Source organism: Komagataeibacter diospyri (assembly GCF_006538165.1).
Classification (GTDB): Bacteria; Pseudomonadota; Alphaproteobacteria; order Acetobacterales; family Acetobacteraceae; genus Komagataeibacter; species Komagataeibacter diospyri.
The window spans coordinates 22208-48330 of the sequence record NZ_BDLU01000026.1; the positions used below are offsets into that span (position 1 = coordinate 22208).

25 protein-coding genes and 1 tRNA gene are annotated in these 26123 nt (G+C 60.0%); 12 read left to right on the forward strand and 14 right to left on the reverse strand.

The window, feature by feature from the left end; genetic code table 11:
- The first annotated feature begins 5 nt into the window (after window positions 1–5).
- The gene (gene mobC, locus MSKU9_RS04195) at window positions 6–428 is read left to right on the forward strand and encodes a plasmid mobilization relaxosome protein MobC (RefSeq protein ID WP_162515723.1); all 423 of its coding nucleotides are present in this window, start codon (window positions 6–8) and stop codon (window positions 426–428) included.
- Entirely contained in the window at window positions 425–2443 is a 2019-nt protein-coding gene (locus MSKU9_RS04200; protein ID WP_141260084.1) for a relaxase/mobilization nuclease domain-containing protein, read from the forward strand. Before mobC ends, MSKU9_RS04200 begins: the two co-directional genes overlap by 4 nt.
- 187 nt (window positions 2444–2630) lie before the next feature.
- Here the strand turns inward: MSKU9_RS04200 and MSKU9_RS04205 are convergent.
- From MSKU9_RS04205 to gatC, 4 genes are all read right to left on the reverse strand, one after another.
- Window positions 2631–2723: transfer RNA gene (locus tag MSKU9_RS04205), tRNA-Ser, on the reverse strand.
- A 99-nt stretch (window positions 2724–2822) separates the two neighbouring features.
- A complete protein-coding gene (gatB, locus tag MSKU9_RS04210) occupies window positions 2823–4271 on the reverse strand; it encodes an Asp-tRNA(Asn)/Glu-tRNA(Gln) amidotransferase subunit GatB (protein ID WP_141260085.1) in 1449 nt (482 codons plus the stop codon).
- Window positions 4268–5752, reverse strand: coding sequence for an Asp-tRNA(Asn)/Glu-tRNA(Gln) amidotransferase subunit GatA (gene gatA, locus MSKU9_RS04215; RefSeq protein ID WP_141260086.1), 1485 nt, complete (start codon window positions 5750–5752; stop codon window positions 4268–4270). Before gatA ends, gatB begins: the two co-directional genes overlap by 4 nt.
- 1 nt (window position 5753) lies before the next feature.
- Window positions 5754–6041, reverse strand: a complete 288-nt coding sequence (gene gatC, locus MSKU9_RS04220; protein WP_010511548.1) for an Asp-tRNA(Asn)/Glu-tRNA(Gln) amidotransferase subunit GatC — start codon at window positions 6039–6041, stop codon at window positions 5754–5756.
- Between the two features lie 75 nt (window positions 6042–6116).
- On the opposite strand from gatC, the gene ruvX reads away from it, so the two are divergent.
- From ruvX to MSKU9_RS04235, 3 genes are all read left to right on the forward strand, one after another.
- Window positions 6117–6593 carry a Holliday junction resolvase RuvX gene (gene ruvX, locus MSKU9_RS04225; RefSeq protein WP_141260087.1) on the forward strand — a complete coding sequence of 159 codons (477 nt, stop codon included), beginning with the start codon at window positions 6117–6119 and terminating at the stop codon, window positions 6591–6593.
- Between the two features lie 165 nt (window positions 6594–6758).
- Entirely contained in the window at window positions 6759–7688 is a 930-nt protein-coding gene (locus tag MSKU9_RS04230) for an MIP/aquaporin family protein (RefSeq protein WP_141260088.1), read from the forward strand.
- A 138-nt stretch (window positions 7689–7826) separates the two neighbouring features.
- Window positions 7827–9461 carry a dihydroxyacetone kinase subunit DhaK gene (locus MSKU9_RS04235; protein ID WP_141260089.1) on the forward strand — a complete coding sequence of 545 codons (1635 nt, stop codon included), beginning with the start codon at window positions 7827–7829 and terminating at the stop codon, window positions 9459–9461.
- Between the two features lie 86 nt (window positions 9462–9547).
- Here MSKU9_RS04235 and MSKU9_RS04240 read toward each other — a convergent pair whose 3' ends face one another.
- From MSKU9_RS04240 to MSKU9_RS04245, 3 genes are all read right to left on the reverse strand, one after another.
- On the reverse strand, window positions 9548–9898 hold the full coding sequence (locus MSKU9_RS04240) for a zinc ribbon domain-containing protein YjdM (protein WP_193557631.1): 351 nt from the start codon (window positions 9896–9898) through the stop codon (window positions 9548–9550).
- Window positions 9899–10055: 157 nt separating this feature from the next.
- Entirely contained in the window at window positions 10056–10202 is a 147-nt protein-coding gene (locus MSKU9_RS18205; protein WP_162851920.1) for a hypothetical protein, read from the reverse strand.
- Between the two features lie 698 nt (window positions 10203–10900).
- Window positions 10901–12073, reverse strand: coding sequence for an alpha/beta hydrolase family protein (locus MSKU9_RS04245; RefSeq protein ID WP_141260091.1), 1173 nt, complete (start codon window positions 12071–12073; stop codon window positions 10901–10903).
- A gap of 110 nt (window positions 12074–12183) precedes the next feature.
- Here MSKU9_RS04245 and MSKU9_RS04250 point away from each other — a divergent pair, with 110 nt between their 5' ends.
- Together MSKU9_RS04250 and MSKU9_RS04255 are read left to right on the forward strand one after the other, a co-directional pair.
- A complete protein-coding gene (locus MSKU9_RS04250) occupies window positions 12184–13173 on the forward strand; it encodes a helix-turn-helix domain-containing protein (protein WP_227002373.1) in 990 nt (329 codons plus the stop codon).
- 238 nt (window positions 13174–13411) lie between these two features.
- Window positions 13412–13918 carry a YaiI/YqxD family protein gene (locus MSKU9_RS04255; protein ID WP_141260092.1) on the forward strand — a complete coding sequence of 169 codons (507 nt, stop codon included), beginning with the start codon at window positions 13412–13414 and terminating at the stop codon, window positions 13916–13918.
- 56 nt (window positions 13919–13974) lie between these two features.
- Here MSKU9_RS04255 and pgm read toward each other — a convergent pair whose 3' ends face one another.
- Entirely contained in the window at window positions 13975–15639 is a 1665-nt protein-coding gene (pgm, locus tag MSKU9_RS04260; RefSeq protein WP_141260093.1) for a phosphoglucomutase (alpha-D-glucose-1,6-bisphosphate-dependent), read from the reverse strand.
- Between the two features lie 282 nt (window positions 15640–15921).
- Between pgm and MSKU9_RS04265 the strand changes: the two genes are divergently transcribed.
- The gene (locus MSKU9_RS04265; protein ID WP_141260094.1) at window positions 15922–16269 is read left to right on the forward strand and encodes a hypothetical protein; all 348 of its coding nucleotides are present in this window, start codon (window positions 15922–15924) and stop codon (window positions 16267–16269) included.
- 39 nt (window positions 16270–16308) lie between these two features.
- Here MSKU9_RS04265 and MSKU9_RS04270 read toward each other — a convergent pair whose 3' ends face one another.
- On the reverse strand, window positions 16309–16758 hold the full coding sequence (locus tag MSKU9_RS04270; RefSeq protein ID WP_141260095.1) for a Fur family transcriptional regulator: 450 nt from the start codon (window positions 16756–16758) through the stop codon (window positions 16309–16311).
- Window positions 16759–16908: 150 nt separating this feature from the next.
- Here MSKU9_RS04270 and MSKU9_RS04275 point away from each other — a divergent pair, with 150 nt between their 5' ends.
- Both MSKU9_RS04275 and MSKU9_RS04280 read left to right on the forward strand, forming a co-directional pair.
- Window positions 16909–17556 (forward strand): hypothetical protein, encoded by a 648-nt coding sequence (locus MSKU9_RS04275; RefSeq protein WP_227002374.1) that lies wholly within the window; start codon window positions 16909–16911, stop codon window positions 17554–17556.
- Window positions 17557–17625: 69 nt separating this feature from the next.
- Window positions 17626–17817 carry a hypothetical protein gene (locus MSKU9_RS04280; RefSeq protein ID WP_141260097.1) on the forward strand — a complete coding sequence of 64 codons (192 nt, stop codon included), beginning with the start codon at window positions 17626–17628 and terminating at the stop codon, window positions 17815–17817.
- Here MSKU9_RS04280 and bfr read toward each other — a convergent pair.
- Complete coding sequence (gene bfr / locus MSKU9_RS04285; RefSeq protein ID WP_141260098.1) at window positions 17786–18274, reverse strand: bacterioferritin; 489 nt, start codon at window positions 18272–18274, stop codon at window positions 17786–17788. The two genes, MSKU9_RS04280 and bfr, sit on opposite strands and share 32 nt — an antisense overlap.
- Before the next feature lie 158 nt (window positions 18275–18432).
- Between bfr and mtnK the strand changes: the two genes are divergently transcribed.
- Window positions 18433–19665 (forward strand): S-methyl-5-thioribose kinase, encoded by a 1233-nt coding sequence (gene mtnK / locus MSKU9_RS04290; RefSeq protein ID WP_141260099.1) that lies wholly within the window; start codon window positions 18433–18435, stop codon window positions 19663–19665.
- Window positions 19666–19800: 135 nt separating this feature from the next.
- Here the strand turns inward: mtnK and MSKU9_RS04295 are convergent, their stop codons facing one another.
- The 4 genes from MSKU9_RS04295 to MSKU9_RS04310 all read right to left on the reverse strand — a co-directional run bounded on the left by MSKU9_RS04295 (window position 19801) and on the right by MSKU9_RS04310 (window position 24370).
- Window positions 19801–21459 (reverse strand): class I SAM-dependent DNA methyltransferase, encoded by a 1659-nt coding sequence (locus MSKU9_RS04295; protein WP_141260100.1) that lies wholly within the window; start codon window positions 21457–21459, stop codon window positions 19801–19803.
- A gap of 6 nt (window positions 21460–21465) precedes the next feature.
- Window positions 21466–22515 carry an AI-2E family transporter gene (locus tag MSKU9_RS04300; RefSeq protein WP_141260101.1) on the reverse strand — a complete coding sequence of 350 codons (1050 nt, stop codon included), beginning with the start codon at window positions 22513–22515 and terminating at the stop codon, window positions 21466–21468.
- Window positions 22516–22680: 165 nt separating this feature from the next.
- Window positions 22681–23175, reverse strand: coding sequence for a GNAT family N-acetyltransferase (locus MSKU9_RS04305; RefSeq protein WP_141260102.1), 495 nt, complete (start codon window positions 23173–23175; stop codon window positions 22681–22683).
- A gap of 37 nt (window positions 23176–23212) precedes the next feature.
- Complete coding sequence (locus tag MSKU9_RS04310; RefSeq protein ID WP_227002375.1) at window positions 23213–24370, reverse strand: restriction endonuclease subunit S; 1158 nt, start codon at window positions 24368–24370, stop codon at window positions 23213–23215.
- A gap of 218 nt (window positions 24371–24588) precedes the next feature.
- Here MSKU9_RS04310 and MSKU9_RS04315 point away from each other — a divergent pair, with 218 nt between their 5' ends.
- Window positions 24589–25953 carry an MATE family efflux transporter gene (locus tag MSKU9_RS04315; RefSeq protein WP_141260104.1) on the forward strand — a complete coding sequence of 455 codons (1365 nt, stop codon included), beginning with the start codon at window positions 24589–24591 and terminating at the stop codon, window positions 25951–25953.
- Window positions 25954–26123 lie beyond the last annotated feature (170 nt).

The following is a 26123-nucleotide window of genomic DNA, read 5'->3' on the forward strand; positions in this document are numbered from 1 at the left end:
CAGGCATGGATAGGGGTAAACCCTATCCACCCGGCAAAGGGCTACGCCCTGTTGAACCCGAAGAAAGAAAGGAGGCCACAATGGCAACAACATACGCACAAAGATTTTTTATAAAATCGTCCCCCGAAGAAAAAGAAACATGGAAAGCCCACGCCAAAAAATTAGGACTTAATGGAATAGCGCCACTGATGCGCCAGTTAATGCGTGAGTCTGTTTCAACAGGAAAACGAGGGGACGAAATACGCGAACAATTAAAAAATATCCGTTTGGAACTTTCACAAATTGGCAACAACATCAACCAGATAGCCAAGCGGATAAATCAGGGAAATCCCGAACACATTACCAATATTGACAATGAATTAAACGAAATCACACGGACACGCAAACAACTGGTCAAACTGATTCACGGGATGAGGGAACGCCTTTGATTATAAAAGGAGGTCATATCCTTGCATCTGAAGGGCATAAGGATACAGCAGACCATATATTTGAAGGGCCAAAAAACGAGGCCATCACAGCATTACAAGGCAACCCATCAACCATGGAAGATATGGTTATGGATGCGCGAGCCAGTGGACTAAAATACGGCTTTCACCACTTCAAAATATCGCCAGAGCGTGAAATTTCACGAGAACAAGCCCGCCAAGATTTTCAAGCCATAGCATATGAATACGGGTTTGATTTGTCTGATGCCGTCATTGTTGAGCATCAAAAGCAGAGAACAAAAAAAGAAAACAGCGCCATCCATTGGCACATGATTGTCCCACATTATAACCAAAAAACGGGGCGGGCACTTGATTGCCGAAACAGCTACAAACGCAACGAGAAATTAAGCCGTTTGAGCGAAATACGCACGGGCCAGACAATAATACAGGGACGACATAACCGCGCTGTTTTCCATGCACTGAAAGCAGAAGGAAAAGAGCAGGAGGCACAAGCCATCCAGCACACTACAGAGGGAGACCTTCCAGGCGCTTCCTTTTCCACAAACCAGCAGAGAAAAGCCGAACGGAAGGGCATAAGCCTACCCGAAGAAAAGCAAGCCATTACAGACATTTGGAGCCAATCGGACGGCCTAAAAGCCTTTATTGCTGGACTGGATAACGCTGGTTACACATTCCAGAAAGGAGACAAAAAAGACACCTTCATAATCATGAAGGACAGCACCCTAATAGGGTCAGCAAACAGACTTTTAAAAATGAAAAAGGGCGATTTTGCCCGTCTATATAATCAATATCAGGAGGATTTAAAAAATGTTCAATTGGATAAAGAAAGAGAAAGACAACACGGAAACCAAGAAGGAAGAAACGCACAGGATGCCCATACAGGGCAAAAAGAGGGAAGGGGATACCAAAACCCTTCCGAAGTCACACAAGCCACCACACGCCCAGGAGAAGAGACCAGAACGACCGAAACCCCTACAGCAACAAGGGGAAAGCCCGACATTGATGAAGGTGAAAACGGACACGGGACAAATCCTGGACTTGCTAACAGACAACAAGCAAGACGGAGAACAGGTGGACCCGATTCAACAAATTCTGGATTTGCTGGAAACGATAGCAGAACAAAACAAACAGATAATCACTTATCAGAGTCATATATTAAAAATGCAGTCACAAGCGCAAAAATAAGAAAACGTGGCACATTCAAAAAGCGCGAAAAGTTTACAATCATCACGCCTGAATACTTGCAAAATATAAAAGATAAATTAGCAAAAGAAAAAACGGGAAATAAAGACTTTTATCGTGAACAATACAAAAATATAAAAGAACAAGAGTATCATATAGACACATATAACAAATCTATAGATACAAGTGTATCTTTGTTACTTGTGGATATGTTTCTAAGATTGTTTGGTTATTCTTTAAAAAAAGATAAGCCGACACCCGTCATTAAAAAACCAGATGTATCGCCACCCGTTTCAAAATCCGACTTTGATTTAATGACGGAACAAGAAAAGAAAACAGTCACATATAAGGCATACGGATTATATCGGTCATCTTATGAGACATATGCAAATCTTTGCAAAAAGCATGACGTGCCACACGACGACTTTCAGGGGTGGCTGAATGATTTAGGTGGCGACTACATGAGCGAACAAATCATAAATTTATATCCCGAAATATATATGCGTGAACTTGATAAATCAGCAAACGAATACGACCGCATGGCATCGGCTGAATTGCGTAAAATATGGAATAACGAAACATCCGAATATGAATCACAATTCGCAAACACGGACGGGATAAAAACACATATCACGCATTTGCACGGTGAGATACGTGAACAGATAAAATTAGAACACGAAAATAAATTATTGGATGCAGAAGTTGCAAAAGTTGCCGCAGAATATCACGGAACCGTGAACGCAAAAACGCAAAGCGATGCGACAACAGGACACGACAAAGGACACGACACGGGGGACGGCTTGCGAATCAAGTGACAACACCCGAATCGCATACGAATCCAGCAACAGCAGAGGACACCGATTCCTTCCATGTTGTTAGATTGTTGTTATTTTCAGGGTCGATTTTTTGGCTTGACAAGCGCGTAAAAAAATACAGGAAAACCGTCACGCTTTCCCGATTCCCGTAAAATTTTTTACAGTGTTGTCAATAGGATAGGCTTGTTGGCGGAGGGGATGGGATTCGAACCCACGATAGCACTTAACATGCTATAACGGTTTAGCAAACCGCCGCCTTCAGCCACTCGGCCACCCCTCCGCCGAAGAGCGCGCATTATAAGTAACACGGCGTTTGCAGGGCTGCTTTTAGCGTGTTGCCGCAACCCTGCAAAGCCCCAAAATGCACTAAACCCCGTTTTTACAGAACTTTTTTCAGGGCTTCGTTCACGATGGCCGGATTGGCCTTACCTGCCATGGCTTTCATCACCTGGCCCACGAAAAATCCGAACAGCCGGTCCTTGCCGCCGCGATATTCCTCGACCTTGTCCGCATTGCGCGCCAGCACGTCGGCCACGGCGGCGTCGATCGCACCGGTATCGGTTACCTGCTTCAGGCCCTTGCGTTCCACGATGTCGGCGGCACTGTCGCCAGTTTCCAGCATATCCTCGAAGACTTCCTTGGCAATCTTGCCATTGATGGTCTTGTCGGCCATCAGGTCCAGCATACCGCCCAGCGCCTGCGCTGAAATCGGACTGTCCTGAATGCTGCGGCCCGTGCGGTTCAGCGCACCGAACAGATCACCCGTGACCCAGTTGGCGGCCAGGCGGGAATCGCGGCCCTTGGCCACTTCCTCATAGTAATCGGCAATGGCCTGCTCGGCCACCAGCACGCTGGCGTCGTAGCGGGGAATGCCATACTGTTTGATGAAGCGGTCACGCTTGTCATCGGGCAGTTCGGGCAGGGCACGCTCCAGTTCGTCCACCCATGTCTGCTCCACCACCAGCGGCAGCAGGTCGGGGTCGGGGAAATAACGGTAATCGTGCGCATCTTCCTTGCTACGCAGGGAACGGGTCTCGTTGCGCGACGGATCGAACAGGCGGGTTTCCTGATCGACCTCGCCACCGTCCTCCCATACCTCGATCTGGCGCGTGGCCTCGACCTCGATGGCATGCATGACGTAACGGATGGAGTTGACGTTCTTGATCTCGCAGCGCGTGCGGAAGGGCTCACCCGCCTTGCGCACCGACACGTTCACGTCGGCACGCATGGACCCTTCCTCCATGTTCCCATCACATGTGCCAAGATAACGCAGGATCTGGCGCAGCTTGCGCAGGTAGGCGCCGGCTTCTTCCGGACTGCGGATGTCGGGTTCGCTCACGATCTCCATCAGCGCGACACCGGCGCGGTTCAGGTCGATGAAGGACCGCGTCGGGTCCTGATCGTGCATGGACTTGCCCGCATCCTGTTCCATATGCAGGCGCGTGATGCCGATATGGCGCACCGTACCGTCGCTCAGTTCGATCTCGACCGTACCTTCGCCCACGATGGGATGGGTGAACTGGCTGATCTGGTAGCCGGTCGGCAGATCGGCATAGAAGTAGTTCTTGCGGTCAAACCGGCTTTCCAGGTTGATGCGCGCGCGCAGCCCCAGCCCGGTGCGGATGGCCTGCGCCACGCATTCGTGGTTCAGGACCGGCAGCATGCCGGGAAAGCCCGCGTCAACAAGGCTGACATGGGTATTGGGTTCCCCACCATACGAAGCGGAGGCCCCGGAAAACAGTTTGGAATGGCTGATGACCTGTGCGTGGACTTCCAGACCCACCACGATTTCCCACGTGCCGGTCCTGCCTTCGAGTGTGTAGCTCATTTCGCGCCCTCCGCACGGATGACAGGCCGGTGGGTGAAGCCCGCCGCACTTTCCAGCGCGCTACCTGCGGCCAGCAGGGTTTCCTCGTCAAACGGGCGGCCGATCAGCTGCAGGCCAAGCGGCAGGCCGGTAGCCCCAAGCCCCACGGGCACGGACATGGCGGGCATGCCAGCCATGGATGCCGGCACGGTGAAAATATCATTCAGGTACATCTGGACCGGATCATCCGTCTTTTCCCCCTGCGCGAAGGCGGGTGTCGGCGCGGTGGGGGTCAGCAATACGTCAACCTTCTGGAAGCTTTCGGTGAAGTCGCGGCGGATCAGGCTGCGGACCTTCTGCGCCTTCAGGTAATAGGCATCGTAATAACCTGCCGAAAGCACATAGGTCCCCATCATGATACGGCGGCGCACTTCGGGGCCGAAACCCGCACGACGGGTGGCTTCGTACATCGCGTCCAGCGTATCGCCCGGAACCCGTTCCCCAAAGCGCAGGCCGTCATAGCGGGCCAGGTTGGATGAACATTCGGCGGGGGCCACGATATAATAGGTGGCAAGACCATATTTGGTGTGGGGCAGGGAGACATCGACAATCTCGCACCCTGCGGCCTTCAGCCACTCGATACCCCGCTGCCAGGCAGCCTCGATCTCGGCAGACAGGCCCTCGGCGCGGTATTCGGCGGGAATGCCCACCTTCAGCCCCTTCAGGCTGCGGCCAACGGCTGCGGAATAATCCGGTACGTCGCAGTTGACGCTGGTGCTGTCACGCACATCAAAGCCCGCCATGGACTGCAGCATGATCGCGCAGTCGCGCACGCTGCGCGCCATGGGACCAGCCTGATCCAGTGACGATGCATAGGCAATCGTGCCAAACCGGCTGCACCGGCCATAAGTCGGCTTCAGCCCGACAATGCCGCAATAGGCCGCGGGCTGGCGGATGGACCCGCCGGTATCGGTGCCCGTCGCCCCCATGGCAAGGCCAGCGGCCACGGCAGCGGCAGACCCACCCGATGACCCGCCGGGCACAAGTGCTGCATCATCACCATTGCGCTTCCACGGGTTTTCCACCGGCCCGAAGGCGGAGGTGATGTTGGCCGACCCCATGGCGAATTCGTCAAGATTGGTCTTGCCCACAAACACCGCGCCATCACGCAGCAGGTTGGCCGTCACCGTGCTTTCATACGGGGGGACAAAGTTTTTCAGGATATTGCTCGCCGCCGTGGTCCGCACACCACTGGTGCAGAACAGGTCCTTGATCCCCAGCGGGATGCCGGTCAGGGGCTTTGCCTCACCCTTGGCCAGTGCTTCATCCGCATGGGTGGCAGCCTGCAGCGCCGCATCCGACGTGGTGGTGATGTATGCGTTCAGGCGCGGGTTCAGCGCGGCAATGGCATCCGTATGCGCGCGCACCAGTTCCACGGCGCTGAATTTGCGCGCGCGCAGTCCCGCTGCCGCATCGGCAATCGTCAGTTCGGTCAGGCTCATCTTATTCAACAACCTTGGGCACGGTATAGAAGGGGCCAACGGCATCGGGCGCGTTGGACAGCACGGCGTCGCGGCAGTTGCCGTCGGTCACCACGTCGTCACGCGTGCGCAGGGCGGCGTGGCCCGTGCCGACCATGGGGGTGACCCCTTCGACATCGACCTCGTTCAGCTGCTCGACCCAGCCTAGGATCCCGTTAAGTTCCCCTTGCAGGGCAGGAAGATCAGACTCGTCAATACCAATCCGTGCCAGTCTGGCAATGCGGCGGACGGTCGCGGGATCAAGCGACATGAAGCAATAACTTTCCATCGTAACAGGGGAAGAATATCCTGCGGCGCAGGACCGAAAAGGAACATACCCCCGACCATGCCCCTGTTCAACATATCCGATCTGCGCGCAGCCCTGCAGCCCAACCAGCGCCTGCTTGGCCTTGACCCCGGAAAGAAGACGATTGGCATCGCCCTGTCGGATGTGGGACTTATGCTGGCATCCCCCCATACGGGGCTGAAACGCGGAAAACTGTCGGTCAATGCCGCTGAAATCAGCAAAATCGCCCGTATGCAGGATGTAGGCGGGCTGGTGGTCGGCCTGCCGCTGTCGCTGGATGGCAGCTTTGGCCCGGCAGCGCAGGCGGCACGGGACTGGACACTCAACCTGTCGGACATGACAGGACTGCCGGCCGCGATGTGGGATGAACGGCTGTCATCATCCGCCGTTAACCGCTTCCTGATTTCGGAAGCCGACATGACCCGCCAGCGGCGCGGCGAAGTGGTGGACCAGATGGCGGCCGCCTACATACTGCAGGCCGCCCTTGATGCCTCGATCCCGCACGAACAGGCATAAGGGCGATTTCAAATTCGTGATGGCATGACTGGATTGTGCCAAAACCGGACCCGACCGGTGCGGGGACTGCTATGGTGGTTCCTACCACCGGCGCGCACCGGGAGGTGATCCTTCCCCCTATGCCTTTTCCGCCGGAGCCATGTTGCATAAACAAGGATACCGGCCATGCGCCTGCCGCACCTGCATCTGCCCTACCTGCACGTCCATGTACATGACCGCCCGCTGGCAGGCGACCCGCACCCACACAACCCCTTCCACTGGAAGCTGTATTTCTGCGAGGCGATCGCCACCGCCATCCTCATGATCCTTGGCCTCAGCGCGGTCATCCTGCTGACCGCACCCGGCAGCCCGTTTTCATCACCGCTCATGCACCATCCCTATATCCAGACCGCGCTGTGCGGGCTGTGCTTCGGCCTGTCGGGCACGGCTGCGGCCATGACACCGTTTGGCAAGGTCAGCGGGGCGCATATCAATCCATCCGTCACCCTGGCGTTCTCGCTCGCCAAGCGGATCGGTGGGGTGGATGCACTGAATTACATGATTGCACAGGTCATCGGCGCCTTTCTTGGCACGGCTGTCGTGTATGAAGCGGGCAGGCTGATCGCATGGTGGGGCAACATGGCCGTCGCCGTACGGTATGGAGCGACCGTGCCGTATGGCCAGATTTCGATCTGGTGGGCGATGTGGTCAGAAATGTTCGTGACCGCCGCCCTGATCGCCATGCTGTACTGGCTGGCGGCCCATCCGAAATGGAAGTTCATCACTCCGTGGTCGGGCGGGCTGTTCTTCCTGATCATGAACCCGGTGACGGCATGGCTGTCGGGCAACAGCGTCAATTTCGCGCGCACACTGGCCCCGGCCCTGTTCGCAGGGCAGTGGACGGGGCTGTGGATCTATGTGGTGGGGCCGTTCGCGGGGGCGTCGCTTGCGGTCATGGCCATCCGCATGAACCTGCTGGGCAAGCTGCACCTGCTGGAGGCGCGGCTGGTCAATTTCGGCCACCATGGCCGCGTGCCTGGACTGGATGACCCGCACCGCAAGCTCAACCATCCCGACGATCCCGACCACATTCCCCCTGGCGCAGGCCCGGCCTGAAAGACCTGGCCATCGGGCTGGCCCGCATCTGGCGCAACCCACGAATGACATATTCCGTTGTTTTGTTTGGGCGGCATTAACGGTCATAGTCGCCAGCCGCCATGCCCGACATGGCCCGTCGAGGGAGAGATCATAATAATGAAGCGTTTTTTCAACACGCGCGACACCATTGTAACCGAGGCCCTGGACGGGTTCCTGAGATCAGCGGCGGGCAGTCACCTGTGCCGACTGGATGGCTACCCCGACACGTGCGTCATCATGCAGCGCGAACCGGATCGCGCGCAGGTATCGGTCATTTCGGGTGGCGGATCGGGCCATGAACCCGCCCATGCGGGCTTTGTCGGGCGCGGGATGCTGACGGCGGCGGTATGCGGCGCGCTGTTTGCATCCCCCTGTGTGGACGCGATCGTGGCCGCCATTCTGGCCACCACGGGGGATGCAGGCTGCCTGCTGGTGGTCAAGAACTATACGGGCGACCGGCTGAACTTTGGTCTGGCGGCGGAACGTGCGCGCGCATTGGGCAAACAGGTGGAAATGGTGATTGTGGGCGATGATATCGCCCTGCCGGATTCCACAACTCCGCGTGGGGTGGCGGGCACGGTGCTGGCGCACAAGCTGGCGGGGTATGGGGTGACACAGAACTGGCCGCTGTCACGGGTGGCGGAATTCGTGCGCGACGGGGTGAAGCGCATGCGCACCATCGGCCTGGCGCTGGAGGACTGCAATCCTTATGAATCCGGTCGCACCAGCCGTCTTTCAGCCGATCAGGCCGAACTGGGTCTTGGCATCCATGGCGAACCCGGGGCACAGCGCATTGCCATGGCCAGTGCGCGCGATCTTGTGCACACCGCCGCCGATACGCTGGAAGCCTGCCTGCCCACCACTGTCCGCAACACCCGTTTCGCGCTGGTGCTGAACAACCTTGGCACGGTGCCGGAAGTGGAGATGGCGCTGCTGCTGGAAGCCTTCAGCCAGACGCCGCTGGCCCGCCGGGTATCGCATGTCATTGGCCCGGCACCGCTTATGACCGCGCTGGACATGAACGGTTTTTCATTCACGCTGATCGAACTGGACGGTGCGATCACCACGGCGCTGCAGGCCCCGGCACAGCCACGCGCATGGCCCGGCATTGTTCCGCTGGGCAGCCCCGCAGTCGTGCCCATGCCCCATATGCCCGATGCTTTTCCGTATCCTGCAACACCCAACCCCGCGCTACGGCAGGTGCTGGAACGCGGAGCGGAGGTCCTGATCGCCAATGAAGTGCCGCTGAACGAACTGGATGGCCGGATCGGTGATGGGGACGCAGGATCCACCTTCGCCGGTGCGGCGCGTGAGATCACGGCGGCACTCGACCGCCTGCCGCTGTCTGACCCGCATCATCTCATGACCACCATAAGCAACATCCTGACCCAGCATGCAGGCGGATCGAGTGGCGTGCTGTTCGCCATCATGTTCTCGGCAGCCGGACGCAGCCCCGAACCCTGGCGGCAGGCATTGCGCGACGGACTGGAGCACATGATGGAATGCGGTGGCGCAAAACCGGGTGACCGCACCATGATCGACGCGCTGTATCCCGCGCTGGAAGTGCTGGCGACCGGCGGCAGCCTGCCGGATGTGGCGCTGGCGGCACGACAGGGCGCAGAATCCACCACCACGATGGAAAGCGCCCGCGCCGGCCGCGCCGCCTATGTGCCAAGCGCGCAGGTGCGCGACGTGCCAGACCCGGGTGCCGAAACCGTGGCACGCCTGCTGGAAGGGCTGGCGGCTGGCTGAACGGACAGGGCAGGGGACAGGCGATCATTCACCTGTCCCTGAATTTTTTTTGAAAAAAGATTCACTAAAAAACCTTTAACGGTCTTTCAGGCCTTTTTCACGAATTCCGATTTCAGGTTGATCGCACCCACACCACTGATCCTGCAGGCAATATTGTGCCCGTCCGTCGCATCGACCAGCCGGATACCCCGGACCTTCGTTCCGCTCTTGATGACCGAGGACGCTCCCTTGATCTTCAGGTCCTTGATAACGGTCACGCTATCCCCATCGGCCAGTATGTTACCGTTGGTGTCGCGTATTTCAGCCATGTTTCCGGCTGTCATGCCGTCGCTATCCTGCGGATTCCATTCATACCCACATTCGGGGCAGTTCCACAGGCTGCCATCGGGATAGACGTGTTCGCACCCACACTGGGGGCATGTCATGTCAGCTTCCATCATCATCCTCACTATCCGGGACCGCGCTCATACAGCACGGACCCACATGCAGGAAAGACATGGATCATGCGACCGCACGCTTTCGCGCCCGATCCGCCATGATTCAGCCGACAGGCCGCCCGGGCAGATATCCCGATACGGCCTGACGTTATGATGTTTACTGCTGCGGCGCCGTACCCCCATGGGTGCTGACACCGGGGCCACCACCATCATCCGATCCACCACCGGCGGGCTTTGGCTTGTCACACCCGGCAAGACAGCCAAGGACAGCCACCGCCATCATCATCCGCGCAAGGTTTTGCATTGGTTTTCTCCTCTCCAGCTATTCTGGCCTTCAAGGGGAGATAACCGTCGTACCGCGCCACGGTTGCGTGCCAAAACAGGGCAACGCCTGACAAGCAGCGCCACGCAGGCCATTTCACGCATACGCACGCAGCAGCGATGGCGGTACTGGAAGGAAGGATATTCCATCCGGTGCGATCCGTATTTCGGGGCTGTCCCTAACGGACAGCCTGCTTTCGGAAAAAACGTTCGACAGCCAGCATGCCCAGTAATAACGCGACGCCAAAGCCTTCGCGCGCATGATCGATGAGGTAACGCATGACAGCCTCCTCCTCTGACTTGTTAGCAAGATAGTGACGTATCCACCCCGAAATCGGAAGCAAAAACGCACATTGCGTGCTTCACAATTACCTTGCGTCCCCGCACGGCCATTCTCTGGAGGGGAGGCCAATAAACCACCACCCGGCGTTCATTCAGCACCTGTCTTCCGACCCCATCCCAATAAAGGTTTTACGATCACTATATGAATGTCCGGTATGGGCGGTAATCAGACCCGATGATGCGATCATGGCCGGGCTATGGCCATGTAATTTTCTCCAGTCAAAAAACATCCCCGACACCTTCAATGCCGAGGAAGGGTCTTTAACATCATTGTAATATCGGACATTACGGCCCTGCCTGTGACCAGGCCAGTCCATCAATACGCAGGCAGGCCACAGATCAGCCGAATTTACGCACCATCCAGTCAAAGAACGTCGCGTGCCACAGGGTCGGTGCGCCAAGCTGGCAATGTTCCGCGCCGCCTGACTGGACATCGAACATGACCGTTTCCACCGACCGTGCATGGGTGCAGGCATGGGCAAAATCCTCGGCCTGCGAGGCCGGGATGAAATGGTCCCGTTCACCCACAAGCGTCAGTACATCCGCCGTGATCTTTTCCGCAACACCCGCCAGCGTATAGGATTTCAGCGCCTCCAGAACCTGTTCCAGCGAGCTGACACCCAGCGTCCACAGCGCATTGTCCAGCGCCCATGCGATATCGGGGTTTTTCACGGCATCGGGATCCCGCGCCGCGGCGGCATAACGCTGCGCAACACTGCCCATGTCAAAAAAGACATCATAAGCCACCACGCCATCAATCCGGCCATCAAACGCCGCGACACGCGGCGCAAGGTAGCCCCCCATGCTCATGCCCACCAACACCGTGCGACGGGGTGTGAACCATGTAGCCTGAAAATGATCCAGCACCGCCGCCGTGGGCTTTTCCCATTGCGGGGTGAAGGGCAGGCCATATTGACGCAAGGCAGCACCCTGTCCCGGCCCTTCGTAGGTCAGGACACCATAACCGCGGTCATGCGCTGCCCTGACCAGAACGAAATACAGTTCCTCCAGCGTGGAATCATATCCGCCACCCAACACGATCAGCGGTCGCGCCTGCCATCCTGCCGGGCCGGGATAGACGATGCCCCGCAACTGCCCGTTTTCGTACGGCACGGTAAAACGTTCATGCGCAATGGCCGAAAAACGCATGCCATTGTCAAAAGCCGCCACCTGTCGCGCCCACGCCATCTGGCGGCGCGGGTCATGGGGAGAAAGCAGGAATTCCGCCGTACGCCAGTAATTATGGGCGCGCAGCCATGCATGGCCGCAGCTTAGCGGATCGGCGCAATGAGGGATGCGGTCCTCGGTCCTGGTAGCGAGGGCGGAAAACTGCGCGTACCAGTCATTGCTGTCGCCATCCGCAATCTGGCTGATCGCCATCAGCACTTCATTCAGGTCTGCCCCACCGGCCGCAATGTGGTTCAGTGTGCGCAGGGTCTGGAAATGGAAGGTCTGGTTACGGAAAAACCGTGACAGCCCACGATCGGGCAGGGGAGCGACGGGTTGCGACATCGGGTACCTCGGTTACGGATCAAAAACCGGAACATGATACCGGCCACCCATGAGCGTATTTGACATATTGCGCCATTGACCTGACAATTTACGCCATAATGGGGACTGGCATGGTTACGACAGTCGAGGCCGTACTGGCGGCCGCACTCCAGGCCGGATACCTTAACATGGGTGAAGTCCGGCGCATTATGACGCGAACAGGAACCGTGCCGGATGGCCCGGGCCGTCTGGCGCGCCTGCGTGCAGCGATATGGAATGAACTGCTCTCCCCGCATGATGTCGACCACGGGTTGGGGATCACGCTGGCGCTGAATGCGGGAGCGCATGATTTTGGCGTAATGGGCGAACTGGTCAGCCATTGCGATAGCCTGCTGGATGCCTACCGCGTAATCGGTCGCTACAGCCGCCTGCTGCACCCCGATATCGATATTCGGGCCACAAGACAGGCGGGACGCATTGAAATACATTATACCCTGCTGCGCGCGGACCAGCGTATTGCATCGGAAATACTGGCGGCAGGGCAGTTGTGGGCGCTGACCCTGCTGGCACGACTGCCCCGCACGACGCTGGGGCTGGATGTTACCCCCCTGCGCATGGACATGGCCTGTCCGCCACCCCGACCGGGACCATGGCAGAAGGCGGAACATGTCCTTGGCTGCCCGATCCGTTTCGGACAGAAGCACTACCGGCTGGTATTCGACCGTGCGCCGCTGGAACGCCGCCAGCACCTTGAAACCCGGCCCGCGCGCTTTTTTCTGGAGGAACTGGCCCGCCGTATGCTGGCCGAAATGCCCGCACAATCTGACATGCCGACCCGGGTTGCTGAAAGCCTGCGCGCACGCCTGCCATCGGGACGGGTATCTGTTACCGACGTGGCAGGCGATCTGGGCGTATCATCCCGCACATTGCAGCGCAGGCTGGCGGCAGACAAAAGCTGTTTCCGCGATATTCTGGACCGCGTCAGGCGACGCGAGGCCAGACACCTGCTACAGACGGGACAATATACAAAAAACGAAATCTCGTTCCTGCTGGGCTACGCCGAACAGTCGGTATTCGCCCATGCGCTACGCCGGTGGGCAAAATCTGCCTGCATGGATTAAAAAAATCATAAAGAATTTTTTGGGTAAAGATTGTTTTTAACTTCATGAAATTCGGTCTTTTTTAACAAAAGCGGCACCCCAGAACTTTTATATTATTGTCCATACTGCGGTCCGTTCTGGCCGATCCGCTGTCAGCTTGCCAACAGACGGCAGGCGGGACTAGTACAGTCGGCATGTTGCTATACGTGCCTGACCCTGGTCACCGCCTGTCCGCTCCCCTATGTGAAGGGCGCATGCATTGACACGGATTTTCATTGATGCCGATGCCTGTCCCGTGCGGGATGAGACCTATCGCGTGGCGCTACGCTACAGGCTGCAGACCTATGTGGTATCAAACCGCATGATCGCGGTGCCCGATACGCCCCTGATTGAACGGGTGGTGGTGACACAGGGCATGGATGTGGCGGATGACTGGATTGCCGAACATGCCACAGCCCACGACATTGTCATTTCCGCCGATATCCCGCTGGCCGCGCGCTGTGTCGCGAACGGGGCCTGCGTGCTGGAACCGCGCGGACGGATACTGGATCAGGATGCGATTGGCATGGCGCTGGCCATGCGCAACCTGATGACGGACCTGCGCGATACCGGTGCGGTCATGCAGGGTAGCCGTGGCTTTACCCGCGCCGACCGTTCTACATTCCTGTCCGCGCTGGACACGGCAGTAGTCAGGGCACGCAGGCAGGCCACAGGCCATGGGCGCACGCTGCCGGTCATCCCTAAAAAAAATGCCGCCTGCCCATAACGGACGCGCGGCACCAGCCCATGCCCCGATAACGGGACATGGGGACGGCTTGCAAATCAGCCAGCCTTTTTGGCAGCCTTGGCGAACAGGGCGGAAATCGCATCCTGTGCCTCGGTCTGGATGGCCTTGAGGTGCGCCTCGCTCTTGAAGCTTTCGGCATAGATCTTATAGACGTTTTCCGTGCCTGACGGACGGGCGGCAAACCAGCCGTCCTTTGCCGAAACCTTCAGCCCGCCAATGGCCGCCCCGTTGCCAGGGGCGTTGGTCAGGGTGGTTACGATCGGCTCACCCGCCAGTTCGGTCATGCCGATCTGCTCGGGCGAGAGGTTCTTCAGGATGGCCTTCTGTTCCGGGTCGGCGGGGGCGTCGATACGCGCATAGTACGGCGTGCCGAGACGCCTGGTCATGTCCTCATACGCAGCACCCGGAGAGCGCTTGGTGCGGGCCGTGATCTCGGCGGCCAGCAGGCCAAGGATAATGCCGTCCTTGTCCGTGCTCCACACCGTACCGGCACGGCGCAGGAAGGACGCACCCGCGCTTTCTTCCCCGCCAAAGCCCAGCGTGCCATGGTACAGACCATCGACAAACCACTTGAACCCGACCGGCACTTCCACCAGCTTGCGACCGATTTCCTTGGCCACACGGTCGATCATGCTGCTGCTGACCACAGTCTTGCCCACACCCGCGCTGGCGTTCCAGTTTTCACGGTTGTTGAACAGGTATTCAATCGCAACGGCCAGATAGTGGTTGGGGTTCATAAGCCCGTACCTGCCCGACACGATACCATGACGGTCGGCATCGGTATCATTGGCGAAAGCGATGTCGAACCTGTCCTTCATCCCCACCAGACGCGCCATGGCGTAGGGGGATGAACAGTCCATGCGGATCTGCCCGTCCCAGTCGGCAGTCATGAAGCGGAAGGTCGGATCCACTTCCTTGCTGACGATCGTGGCGTTGATGCCGTATTTGTCGATGATCGGCTGCCAGTAATCCACCGCGGCCCCACCCAGCGGATCAATGCCGATGGACACGCCGGATTCACGGATCGCGTCCATGTCCACCACGGCGGCCAGATCGTCCACATACGGTGTGATGTAATCATGACGTTTTGTGGTGGGGGCCTTCAGCGCATCATCGAGACTGACGCGCTTCACGCCTTCCATCTTTTTGGCCATGTAGTCATTGGCCGCACCTTCCACCACCTTCGTGATGTCGGTATCCGCCGGGCCACCATGGGGGGGATTGTACTTGTAGCCACCATCTTCCGGCGGGTTATGCGACGGGGTAATCACCACGCCATCGGCAAGGTCCGTGCTGCGGTCACGGTTATAGGTCAGGATCGCGTGCGAGATGACCGGGGTCGGGGTGTAGCCGTCCTGCGCATCGATGCGGACTTCCACACCATTGGCCGCGAACACTTCCAGCGCGGATTTCAGTGCGGGACGGGAGAGCGCATGGGTGTCAATGCCGATGAACAGCGGCCCGGTAATGCCCGCGCCCTTGCGGTAATCGGCAATCGCCTGGCTGATCGACAGGATGTGGTTTTCATTGAAGCTGGTGGTCAGCGAGGAACCACGGTGCCCCGACGTACCAAACGCCACGCGCTGCGTTGCAACGGCGGGGTCGGGCTTGCGGGCATAATAGGCATCAAGCAGGGCGTCGATATTGACAAGACGGTCCGGATCGACCGGCTTGCCGGCAAATGGGCTTATGCTGGGCATTGACTGCTCCCGAAATACGATATGAAAAAGCGCATATTCTACAAATTCCCTTACAGCCCGATACAGGCAGCGTCCACCCGCAAACCGTCCCCGCGCATGGGGGACAGCACGGCCGGATAACGGTGCACGGGATGAAAAAGGACATGCATCATGCCCGGACACTGGCGCGTGAATTATGATGCCAGCATTGAACTATATCAAAATCCGGACCTTTTCCGCTGTCCTGTCCATCCATCACGTTCCTGCGCACGGGTTGCGGGGCAGGGGGGATGACCCCATCATATGTTTATGAACAATGCCATCCCGCCCGACGGCCAAGCGCCGGTAGAAATGGACCCTGAACAGTTGCGCCGTCAGCGGCTGGAACGGCTGCTGCGCCGCCTGCCCGCGCGGGGAGAACAGGCCATGCGCTGGCTTTTGCAGCCGGGACGGGGATGGCTGCGGGCCATTCTGGGCGGCATGCTGATCGTGGGCGGCCTGCTGAGCTTCCTGCCTGTGCTGGGGGTATGGATGCTGCCGCTGGGCCTTATCCTGCTGGCGGAGGAGGTACCCCCGCTACGCAAGCTGACCGCGCGCATGCTGGAATGGATCGAACGCCGCCACCCCAGATGGATGGCGCCGGCCCCCTGACCACCAAGGGATGGTATCAGGCGGGGTGAGAAATGCAGGTCAGTCGCGCGTGCGCGTCTTCGCTTTCCTGCGGCCGACAACGGACAGGCGGGTCGTGACGAGGTCATAGCCCATCTGGCGTACGATTCCCTCAAGCAGGGAATCCAGTTCGGTATTCTCGAATTCAATGACCTTGCCGGTATCGGCATCGATCAGATGATAGTGATCGCCATGGTCGCCATCCGCCACTTCGTACCGCGCACGGCCACCGCCAAAGTCACGGCGCTGCAGGATGCCGTTTTCTTCAAACAGGCGTACGGTACGGTACACCGTCGCAATTGAAATGCGCGGGTCCACTTCCACCGCACGGCGGTACAGTTCCTCCACATCCGGATGGTCATCACTGTCAGACAGGACGAAGGCAATCGTCCGACGTTGGCCTGTCAGTTTCAGGCCGCGCTGGCGGCACAGGTCCGCCAGGGGGGAATCGGGGGAATTCGGCTCTTTCATCGTTCTGTAACGTAATCCAGACAGGCCGCCGCGGTCCAGTAGGGATAAGACGTTATGCACGTCGATTTTAATTGCAAATGATAATCTTTCTCATTATCACCATTTTACAGACATAACAGGGAGCGGGCTTCGCCAAGGCCCGAGCGGATGATGACCAACACGACAGTTTTCATGAATGATCTTTCGTGCAGCGAACGCCTGCTGGTCTGGTGCGTGCGCCGTCTTAGTGGCGCGGGTGAGGGGACAGGCCATATGCCCGGCCTGGCCCTGCCATGCTTCCGGTCGGACTTCGCCGCCGTGGCCGATGCCTTCCGCATGGCGCTGGGGCGGCTGCGCGCCTACCAGAATGGCCCGATGGATGTGGCGATCTGCAGTGCAACACACCTGACAGGTACGGAAAACCGCTTCCTCATCGCTGCCGCGGCAGCACAGGAAGGGCGCGAGGCCGAAGTACGCCGCACGCTGCGGCCGGTCTTCACTCACCATCATGTCCTGTCCCCCTTTGCCGCCGCCATCACCCAGCTTGGGGCCTGCATGGCGGGCGCTGGCTACTGGCTTCCGCGCCGGGGCCATAACGGCGGGGGCAGCAGCCCGCCCGCGCACAGCCTGCGCTGGACCCGGCCACAGATCGCCGAGGGGGCAGGCGTCCATGGCGTGGCCTCCGCCATGCCCGCAGCCGCACCGCAACCCGTGGGTGCAGGCTGCCTTGCAGCCATGCGCTGGCATAGTGCCGACATGGGCACGGCCCACGTCATGTGGCCCAGCAACGCCACCGTCGCACAGACCGGCGGTCTGTAGGAGACATATCACGGGGAGCGCGCGACCCGGACGGTCGCGCATCACCGCATGATGACAGGATAACCCGCCATGCCATCACCCCGGCTATCCATGCGCCACGCCTGCATGTTCATGGAAAACGCGTTTCTTGAACTGCTGGACATCCTTGCGTGGCAGGAAGGGATGGCGCCACCGCCATCCGCCTGTCCCCGTGGGCTGGCGGGACCGTGTGGCGCCGGTCGGGAAATGGTCAGTCCTGATCGGGGGCAGGGGCGGAGTTGAGCTGGATATACTTCTCGATCCCCACCTGACGGATCAGGTCGAACTGACGGTCGAGGAAGTCCTCGTGCTCTTCCTCGTTGACCAGGATCTTGAGGAACAGGTCGCGGGAGACGAAATCGCGCACGCTTTCGCAATAGGCGATGCCTTCGCGCAGGTCGCCAATGGCCTTTTCTTCAAGCTTCAGGTCGCATTTGAGGATTTCCTCCACATCCTGGCCCACCAGGATCTGGTTGTAGCGCTGCACGTTGGGCAGGCCACCCAGATACAGGATGCGCTCGATCAGCCAGTCGGCGTGGCGCATTTCCTCGATCGATTCTTCATATTCCTTCTTGCCCAGCAGGGTAACGCCCCAGTGGCGCAGTGTGCGGGCGTGCAGGTAATACTGATTGATGGCCGTCAGCTCGTTCGTAAGCTGGGTGTTCAGGTGTTCGATCACCTTGGGATCCCTGACGGGCATGTGCGCGTTCCTCGTCCTGTTAATGTTTATCCATTCGGGTTACTGCGGTGCCTGCCCGTGCGCAATTATAAAAAAGCGTTGCATCACCGCCGACTGCGCGCAACCCTGCCACGCCCGAAACCTCCGCAGCACGCGGCGCATGGCATGAGGAGAGCCGCATGACCCAGACCCCCTACCACACGCTGGACGCGAACGGCATATGTGACCTGATCGCGGGCCTGCCGGACGTGGCCACGCGCCTTGGTGGTGCACCCGCGCAGTGGCAGGTGCGTGAGGTCAGTGATGGCAACCTCAACAACGTCTTCCTGATTGCCGGGCCTGCAGGGGAAGTCTGCCTGAAGCAGTCCCTGCCGCATGTGCGCGTGGACCCGGCATGGAAAATGCCGCTGGACCGGACGTTTTTCGAAGCCGCATGGCTGCGCACGGTACTGCCGCTGGTGGGCGGGCTTACGACGGAATGCCTGTTTTTCGACCGGGACCTGTATGTCCTGATTGTCGAAAGCCTGTCGGGACATACCGTGCTGCGCACGGCACTGATGCAGGGCGTGGACTGGCCCGGGGTGGCGCCGCGCATAGGCACCTTCATCGCTCATGCCACGTTTGGCACATCGCTTCTGGCCCGCCCGTTCGAGGAGGTGTTCACCACGCGGCGCACCTTTGCCGCCAACCTGGCCCTGACGCGCATCACGCTGGACCTGGTGCTGGATGACCCATACCGCGACCACCCGCGCAACCACTGGCACGACCCGATCCTGACACCCATCGTGCTGGATATCCGTTCCAGTGCCGCGACACTGCTGGCGGTTGAAAACCTGCGCCGACGTTTCCTGTCACAGCCACAGGCGCTGCTGCATGGCGACCTGCATACCGGATCGATCATGAGCACGGCGGACGATACCCGCGTGATTGACGGGGAATTCGCAATATACGGCCCCATCGGGTTTGACTGCGGCATGTTCGTGGGCAATCTGGTGCTGCATTATTTCGCAACACCTGACCGGACGGCGCGCAAGGCCACGCTACGTGACATCGCGGCCTTCTGGGGCAGCTTCCATGACCAGTTCATGGGGTTATGGAAAGGAAACGAGGCCGCGCCGCCGGGCACGCTGCACCCGCTGGCTTATGGCCCGGCGGCACACGTGGCCCAGCAGGCGTTCATGGATGAAGTCATGGGCGACACCATCGGTTTTGCGGGGATAGAGATCATCCGCCGCATCATCGGTTACGCCCACACGGCGGATTTCGACATGATAGCCGATCCGGAACAGCGCGCGACATGCCGGGCCGGGGCACTGTCCTTCGCCTATCACGTGTTGGATCACCTGAACGAGTTCCATACAATCAATGATTTCCTGTACTACCTTGATGAACAGGGACAGGTCGGCCTGTAGCCCGGCAATTCCATTACGTGGGGAAAAACAAGGCCACCATCGATCCCCATGATCCGTGCTGATCTGTTTGGACATGATCTGTCGATAAAAGTGTTTGGTGAAGCTTTCTTGAAAAAAAGCTTCACCAAAGGCCACTCATGGTTCTCCGTTGCCCCCGCCAGGCATGAGCGCCACAAGCCGCGCCATGGACTGGCACAGATCCCTCTCGATTTCCGCCAGCGGACGCGACGGGACGTCATGGCTGAAATACCGCGCGAAGGAAATGGCGCAGCCAGTGCCGGTGCGGGCCGTATCCAGTCGGGCAGCAGGATCATAAGGCTGGATCATCTGGCTGAACCATGCCTGCGGGTCATGTTCCATCCCCACGCGGAAGGTCGTGCGTGCGGGTACGCCATCACGCGCGGGCCGCGTCACCGTCAGGCTGCGGTACAGGAATTCCCGTCCCGGCAGGATACGCGAAAACGCCATCCGATGCATATCCACCGTCCCGTCCGGCGTGGGGGCGTCGTGCGCCAGCACCTGCCATGGTACCGATGCGGCATCCGCTCCATCACGCTGGATGATATCCATTGCCGTATCGACCATGCAGGCCTGTACGACAGCAGCAATCTGGGACTGCGTCATCTCGCGCCGTTTTTCCCCACTGCCGGAGGTGGCGCGTTGCCACAGGCCCGTGGCATCAACCAGCCGGATCATACCCCGCCGCGCAGCGGGCCTGTTGTTGTCCAGTATCCAGATATAGGTCGCGATACCGGTATTGACGAACATGTCCGTGGGCAGGGCAATGATCGTGTCAATCAGGCCACGTTCCACCAGATACCGGCGGATAGCGGATTCACCGGACTCCGCCCCACCACCGGACAGCGCCGCCCCATGCGTCACCACGCCAATGCGCGCGCCCCCCGCACGGCGGGCGCGCATATGTGCAACCAGATGCAGCATGAACAGCATGGACCCGTCCGACACACGGGGCAGGCCGGGGGCAAAACGCCCGACAGCCCCTTTGGCATGTTCAGCCTGTATCGTGTCCCGGATATGCCGCCAGTCCAGCCCGAAGGGCGGATTGGAAAGCATGCGGGCAAAACGGCGACCCGCATGCCCGTCCCTGGCCAGTGTATCACCACAGGCGATATGCTCCGGCACATGTCCACGCAACAGCATGTCCGCACGACACAGGGCGCAGGCACGGGAACTGATTTCCTGACCGAACAGATCAGCTGTCACCCCGCGCGCCAGCAGACGGTCCGCGGCCCGGCCCAGCAGCGCGCCCGTGCCCGCCGCCGGGTCATACAGCGCGTGGTGCGTGCCGGGACCATCAGGGGCGAACACAAGGTCTACCATAAGGTCCGTGACCTCCGGCGGGGTGAAATGCGCGCCCGTGTGCTGACTGGTGGTGAAGTAATGGACCAGTTCCTCAAACAGGCGTGCCATCGCCTCGGTGCCATACCGGGCGGGGGACAGGTCAAGGGCCGCAAAATGCGCCGCCATCATCCCCAGCATGCCTGCGCGCGTCAGGCGGCGGGCAAGGGACGGGACCTCCAGTTGCAATACAATTTCTCGCACGCTGGCAGGCAGGCGGACAATCAGGCGGTCAAGGCAGTCCTGCGGCTCAGACGCGCGCGCCACCGCATCCAGCCAGCGCACGGGGCGGACGCGCGCCAGTTCCAGCCGTCGCAGCATGGTGAACGCCAGTATGACCGGCCCGTATTCCACTGGTTCCATGCCACCGCGCAGCAGGTCGGCCACACGCCAGATGGCAGCAGCCGAAAGCAGCGGACGGGCAGTGTCAGCCACGTTTCCTTAACGCGCCTGTTCTTCCGCCGCCGCCGTGCGCCATAGCGACAGGGCGACCGCGATGACCGTCGGTCCCATGAACAGTCCCAGCAGCCCGAACATATGCAGTCCCCCCAGAATGGCCGTCAGAACCGCAAGAAAGGGGATGCTGGTGCTGCCACTGATCAGCTTGGGCCGGACAAAATGATCCCCCGCTCCATAGGCGATGGTACCAATGACTGCCACGATGATCGCCTGTGTAACGCCATTGGCCGCAAAGGTCATGAGCGTGGTGATGCAGAGCAGGATCGGCCCGCAGAAGGGGATAATGCTGACTACCGCCGTCAGCAGAGTCAGCAATGCGGGATGGGGCGTGCCTGCAATGAAATAGCCGACTCCCACCAGAACGCCCTGACCCAGGCCCACCAGCACCAGACCCGCGACCGTGCCGCGCACGGCACCCACGGTGTTGCGCATGACATCGCGCGTCCGGTCACCAAGGAAACGGCGGCCGACAGCGCGGATATCGGTCACCAGCGTGTGTGACGCGGCAAGGTAGAAATAGACCGACAGCGTGGCGATGACGAAGGTTTCCGTCATTTCCATCACCCGATGCGGCAGTTCGCGCCCATCGCCCGTGGCGAACATGCGCGAGGCTACACTGGTCCAGTGCCGCAGTTCATCGGGGTCAGACAGATAACGCTGCCACAGGGCCGACAGGCGCGGACCGATGCGCGGGATTTCCCCCACCTGTGGCGAGACGGGAATGCCATCATGCAGCGCCCCGCGCCCCCATGCCATGAGCGAGGGCAGTTCCATCCCCGCCCGTACCGCCATGGCGATCATGGGCACCGCCAGCAGCGCGAAAATGCCTGCCGCGATCAGCCCTGCCGCAACCCGGTTGCCCATGCCACGCCCGACCAGCCGGTGATACAGTGGATAGGTCGTGATGCCAAGAATACCGCCCCAGACAAAGGCAAACAGGAACGACTGTTCGATCCACGCGGAAAACAGCAGGACCGCGCATACAAATATAAAGGTCCCGATATACTGGGTCCGGCTCCGGTTTTCATCCATATGGCGTAATCTGTTCCTGCTGTTTCCGATGATGCGGCGTAAATTTCAGGCACCGTAGCACACCCCGCGTGGCACGTGAGTGCGTGTTTTCCCGTTCCGCGCATTTTCATGATGGTCACACCGCACTGCACGCTAGCCCGGCTGCCTTAACAACTCCTGAATATTTCAGCGTCCATCCGGCGCCGACAGCAGCCTGCGCATGAAATAACGTGGAAAGAAAGGCGGTGGCCCATCAAGCTGCCCAAAGACCTCAAACCCCACCTTTTCATAAAAGGCGCGCGCCTGAAATGCATAGGTATCAAGCCACATATGGGCGCAGCCCCGCCTGCGTGCCTCCCGTTCGGCCATATCAATCAACCTGCGCCCCATGCCGCGCCCGCGCAGATGGGGGGAGACCGCCAACATGTCGATATGCATCTCCCCCCAGCGTGACTGCGCCACCAGTCCGCCGCGGATCGTGCCCGTGACCCGGTCCCGGATCACGATGACAAGGTCATGGTTGTCGATATAGCCCACCATGCCACGTGTGAAATCACGCAGGATGGCCAGCACCGCGTCCTCATCCGCCCGGGTGGGGCGGGGCAGGATGGTGATGTCCACATCCACGTCCATGTCGGCTGCCGCCGGTACGCGGGCACTGCATTCGCCTGTTGTATTCATTTCGATCTTCCCCGTCGCGCCGTGCGATCAGCCACACTTACGCTCCATGCCCGTTGACGCAGGCCAGCCGCAGGGCAGGGCGATATTCACGCAGCACGGCACGTAGCTGACCGCGGGCATACGCCTGCCGCGCCTGCCGGTCCAGCACGTCCCATACCTTTTGCGCCACCGCGCGCTGCCGTTCCAACGGGGGCAGGCATAACTCAAGTGAGGCAAGGGTCACGGTGTCCACTTCGGGAAACACGCTGCCCCCCGCGCGCCGCCGCAGTTCCGGGGCTGCCACGCGCAGCAGCAGGGCGGCATAGCGCAGGTCCACATCCTGTCCGCGCGGCACAAGGGCCTTGCATCCCTGGCTTACGGCAGCAGGTACCGTTGTCATGCCAACACGCCCCACCGGCGCGCGGGTGGAAACAACCAGCGCGCCCGCATCCACCCGCGTGGCCCGACATGCCGCAAGACCTGCGATGGACAGGCTGCGCGCGCCATGCCCCACCCATGCAGGCGGCCCGACGGGCAGGTCTGCCGGGGTCAGCCACGCCACGTCATCCCCCCAACAGGCCGCGTTGCCCGTGGCGGGTGTGCCGCCGCCTACAATGTCAAACACGCTGCCCACGGGCCGCATTGCCCCACGGGCGGGCACCGGCCCGGGCCACGGCGCGCCATCGGGCAGGACCGCGTGATGAATGATTGCCTGCGCGTATTCATCCGCGGCCGTCGCCTGTGCATCCAGTTCACGCAACTGCCGGTCAATACGGTCCATGTGATGGTCAGTCAGCCGGGCGATCACGTGCTGGCGCCGCAACGGCGGGCAGGGTACGGGCAGGCTGTTCATGCGCATGCGGGTCAGCTTGGGGCGGGTCGCGCCCTCCACATACGCACCAAAGGACACGGTATTGAGTGCATGCGCCATGAAACGGCCATCCATACCCATGCGTGGCCGCAGTACATGCACATGGTTGCCTGCCCATAACGGACCATTATGGAAAAACGCGACATCACGCATGGGATCAAAAAAGGGAGCGCTGTCTTCCCCCAGCAGGACAAGCGGACCGTCAAACAGCGCCCCGTCAACATATCCCGCAACCCCACTGGCCCCATGATAGGGAACACGTCCGGGCCTGCGGGCGCGCTGCGCGCGATTAAGCGGCACGCGACGGGCGTCAAGACAGTCCACCAGCACTCCAAGTGGGACCATGGGCCAGCATGGTGCCTGCGTCACGACCACCATCCCCTGAAATCAGCCATTTTGCGCTACCAGCCCGCACCCCATGTGGCACGGGTGGCGTGAAAAGTGGCGCGTGTCAATCAGGGCCGACATATGCTGGCGACATGTAAAGGAATGATATAAAAAGCCCCGACAGATACCATACGGCAGACATGGCCATGCCCGACCATGGCTGACAGCAGGGTTGCATGACGCGTCCAACACAAGCCTTCGGGGTGGAATTCCGCTCCATTCTTGCCATTGCGGGGCCGATGGGCCTGTCACAGTTTGTGCAGATGCTGATGGGTGCGACAGATGACGTGCTTCTGGGCGGGCTTGGGGCGTCGGCGCTGGCGGTCGGGGGGCTTGCGACCGGCACGTTCTTCACGCTCAACGCCATCCTTGCCGCCATGATCGAAGCAGGCGGCATCCTGCTGGCGCAGGCCCGGGGGCGGCAGGACCATGCCAGCCTGGGCACCATCATGACCTCCATGCTGGCGGTGGCGCTGGCGCTGTGCGTGCCCGAACTGTTCTGTCTGTGGCATGTGGACCGGCTGCTGGCATGGATGCATGAACCCGATAGCCTGCGCGCGCCCGTCATCCATTTCGTGCGTATGCTGATGTGGGCCGTGCCACCCGCACTGCTGGGACAGGGTATCCTGACCACGGCGCTGCCGGTCATGGGGGCGCAGGGAATCCTCATGCGCGTCATGCCCTGCATCACGGTGGTCAACGGGATGCTGAACGCGACACTCATCCATGGGTGGTTCGGCCTGCCCGCGCTGGGCCTGTACGGATCGGCCACCGCCACGGTCATTACATTATGGTGCATGCCGTTCATCATGCTGGCGTTTGTGATCCGCCGGCCCGAACTGCGCGCGGCACTGCGTCCGCGCGGGCATGAATGGGGACCGACACTCGCCCTGCTGCGCACGGGCCTGCCCATGATGGCAGCCGCCATGGCGGAGGTCACGCTGTTTCAGGCCAACAGCCTGGAGGCCGCCCGGATGGGCAACAGCGCGCTGGCGGCGTTCCAGATCATGCTGGGCATGGGGGTACAGTGTTTCGTGGTGTACATGGCGCTGGGACAGGCATGCAACATCCGCGTAGGATACTGGACCGGGCGGGCCGACCCCGTGATGATGCGACGCACCGCATGGGCAAGCATGGCGCTGGGTATTGCCGTCGCATGCGTCATGACATTGATACTGACGCTGGGACGGCATGCCATCATCAGCCTCTACCTGGATGTCACCCTGCCGGAAAACGCACAGGCGGTCAGCCTTGCGATGGGACTGCTGCTGGTGGGGGCTGCGTTCCAGATCCCCGATGCGGCACAGGTCATCGCCACCGGTATCCTGCGCGGGCAGGGCGACACCGCGGTCCCCATGGTGCTGGCCGTTCTCGGTTACTGGGGCATCGGGTTTCCCTGTGGGGTTTATCTGGCCTTCCACCACGGCATGGGGCCATCGGGGCTGTGGTGCGGTAACGGAATCGGGCTGGTGGCGGTGTTCGCACTGCTGGGCGCGCGCATCCTGTGGCGGATGCGTCCGCATGGCGCGATATCAAACTGAGAAAAAGTCATAAAAGTTTTTTGGGTGCCGCCTTTTTTCAGGGCCTGTTGGGAATTATCTTGAATTGATGATTGCGCCAACGAGATAGATCATGCTTCGAATGATCTGTCTGTTTTTTCGCTGCGCATGGCGATGCGCTTGAACTCCTTGAGCTTGCAGAAGAAGTTCTC

Bases quoted from the DNA above. Each gene is read 5' to 3' on its own strand.
- mobC (WP_162515723.1), top strand. From the start codon at position 6: ATGGATAGGGGTAAACCCTATCCACCCGGCAAAGGGCTACGCCCTGTT.
- gatB (WP_141260085.1), bottom strand. From the start codon at position 4,271: ATGAGCTACACACTCGAAGGCAGGACCGGCACGTGGGAAATCGTGGTG.
- gatA (WP_141260086.1), bottom strand. From the start codon at position 5,752: ATGAGCCTGACCGAACTGACGATTGCCGATGCGGCAGCGGGACTGCGC.
- gatC (WP_010511548.1), bottom strand. From the start codon at position 6,041: ATGTCGCTTGATCCCGCGACCGTCCGCCGCATTGCCAGACTGGCACGG.
- ruvX (WP_141260087.1), top strand. From the start codon at position 6,117: ATGCCCCTGTTCAACATATCCGATCTGCGCGCAGCCCTGCAGCCCAAC.
- MSKU9_RS04230 (WP_141260088.1), top strand. From the start codon at position 6,759: ATGCGCCTGCCGCACCTGCATCTGCCCTACCTGCACGTCCATGTACAT.
- MSKU9_RS04235 (WP_141260089.1), top strand. From the start codon at position 7,827: ATGAAGCGTTTTTTCAACACGCGCGACACCATTGTAACCGAGGCCCTG.
- MSKU9_RS04240 (WP_193557631.1), bottom strand. From the start codon at position 9,898: ATGGAAGCTGACATGACATGCCCCCAGTGTGGGTGCGAACACGTCTAT.
- MSKU9_RS18205 (WP_162851920.1), bottom strand. From the start codon at position 10,202: ATGCAAAACCTTGCGCGGATGATGATGGCGGTGGCTGTCCTTGGCTGT.
- MSKU9_RS04245 (WP_141260091.1), bottom strand. From the start codon at position 12,073: ATGTCGCAACCCGTCGCTCCCCTGCCCGATCGTGGGCTGTCACGGTTT.
- MSKU9_RS04250 (WP_227002373.1), top strand. From the start codon at position 12,184: ATGGTTACGACAGTCGAGGCCGTACTGGCGGCCGCACTCCAGGCCGGA.
- pgm (WP_141260093.1), bottom strand. From the start codon at position 15,639: ATGCCCAGCATAAGCCCATTTGCCGGCAAGCCGGTCGATCCGGACCGT.
- MSKU9_RS04265 (WP_141260094.1), top strand. From the start codon at position 15,922: ATGTTTATGAACAATGCCATCCCGCCCGACGGCCAAGCGCCGGTAGAA.
- MSKU9_RS04270 (WP_141260095.1), bottom strand. From the start codon at position 16,758: ATGAAAGAGCCGAATTCCCCCGATTCCCCCCTGGCGGACCTGTGCCGC.
- MSKU9_RS04275 (WP_227002374.1), top strand. From the start codon at position 16,909: ATGACCAACACGACAGTTTTCATGAATGATCTTTCGTGCAGCGAACGC.
- MSKU9_RS04280 (WP_141260097.1), top strand. From the start codon at position 17,626: ATGCCATCACCCCGGCTATCCATGCGCCACGCCTGCATGTTCATGGAA.
- bfr (WP_141260098.1), bottom strand. From the start codon at position 18,274: ATGCCCGTCAGGGATCCCAAGGTGATCGAACACCTGAACACCCAGCTT.
- mtnK (WP_141260099.1), top strand. From the start codon at position 18,433: ATGACCCAGACCCCCTACCACACGCTGGACGCGAACGGCATATGTGAC.
- MSKU9_RS04300 (WP_141260101.1), bottom strand. From the start codon at position 22,515: ATGGATGAAAACCGGAGCCGGACCCAGTATATCGGGACCTTTATATTT.
- MSKU9_RS04305 (WP_141260102.1), bottom strand. From the start codon at position 23,175: ATGAATACAACAGGCGAATGCAGTGCCCGCGTACCGGCGGCAGCCGAC.
- MSKU9_RS04310 (WP_227002375.1), bottom strand. From the start codon at position 24,370: ATGGTCCCACTTGGAGTGCTGGTGGACTGTCTTGACGCCCGTCGCGTG.
- MSKU9_RS04315 (WP_141260104.1), top strand. From the start codon at position 24,589: ATGACGCGTCCAACACAAGCCTTCGGGGTGGAATTCCGCTCCATTCTT.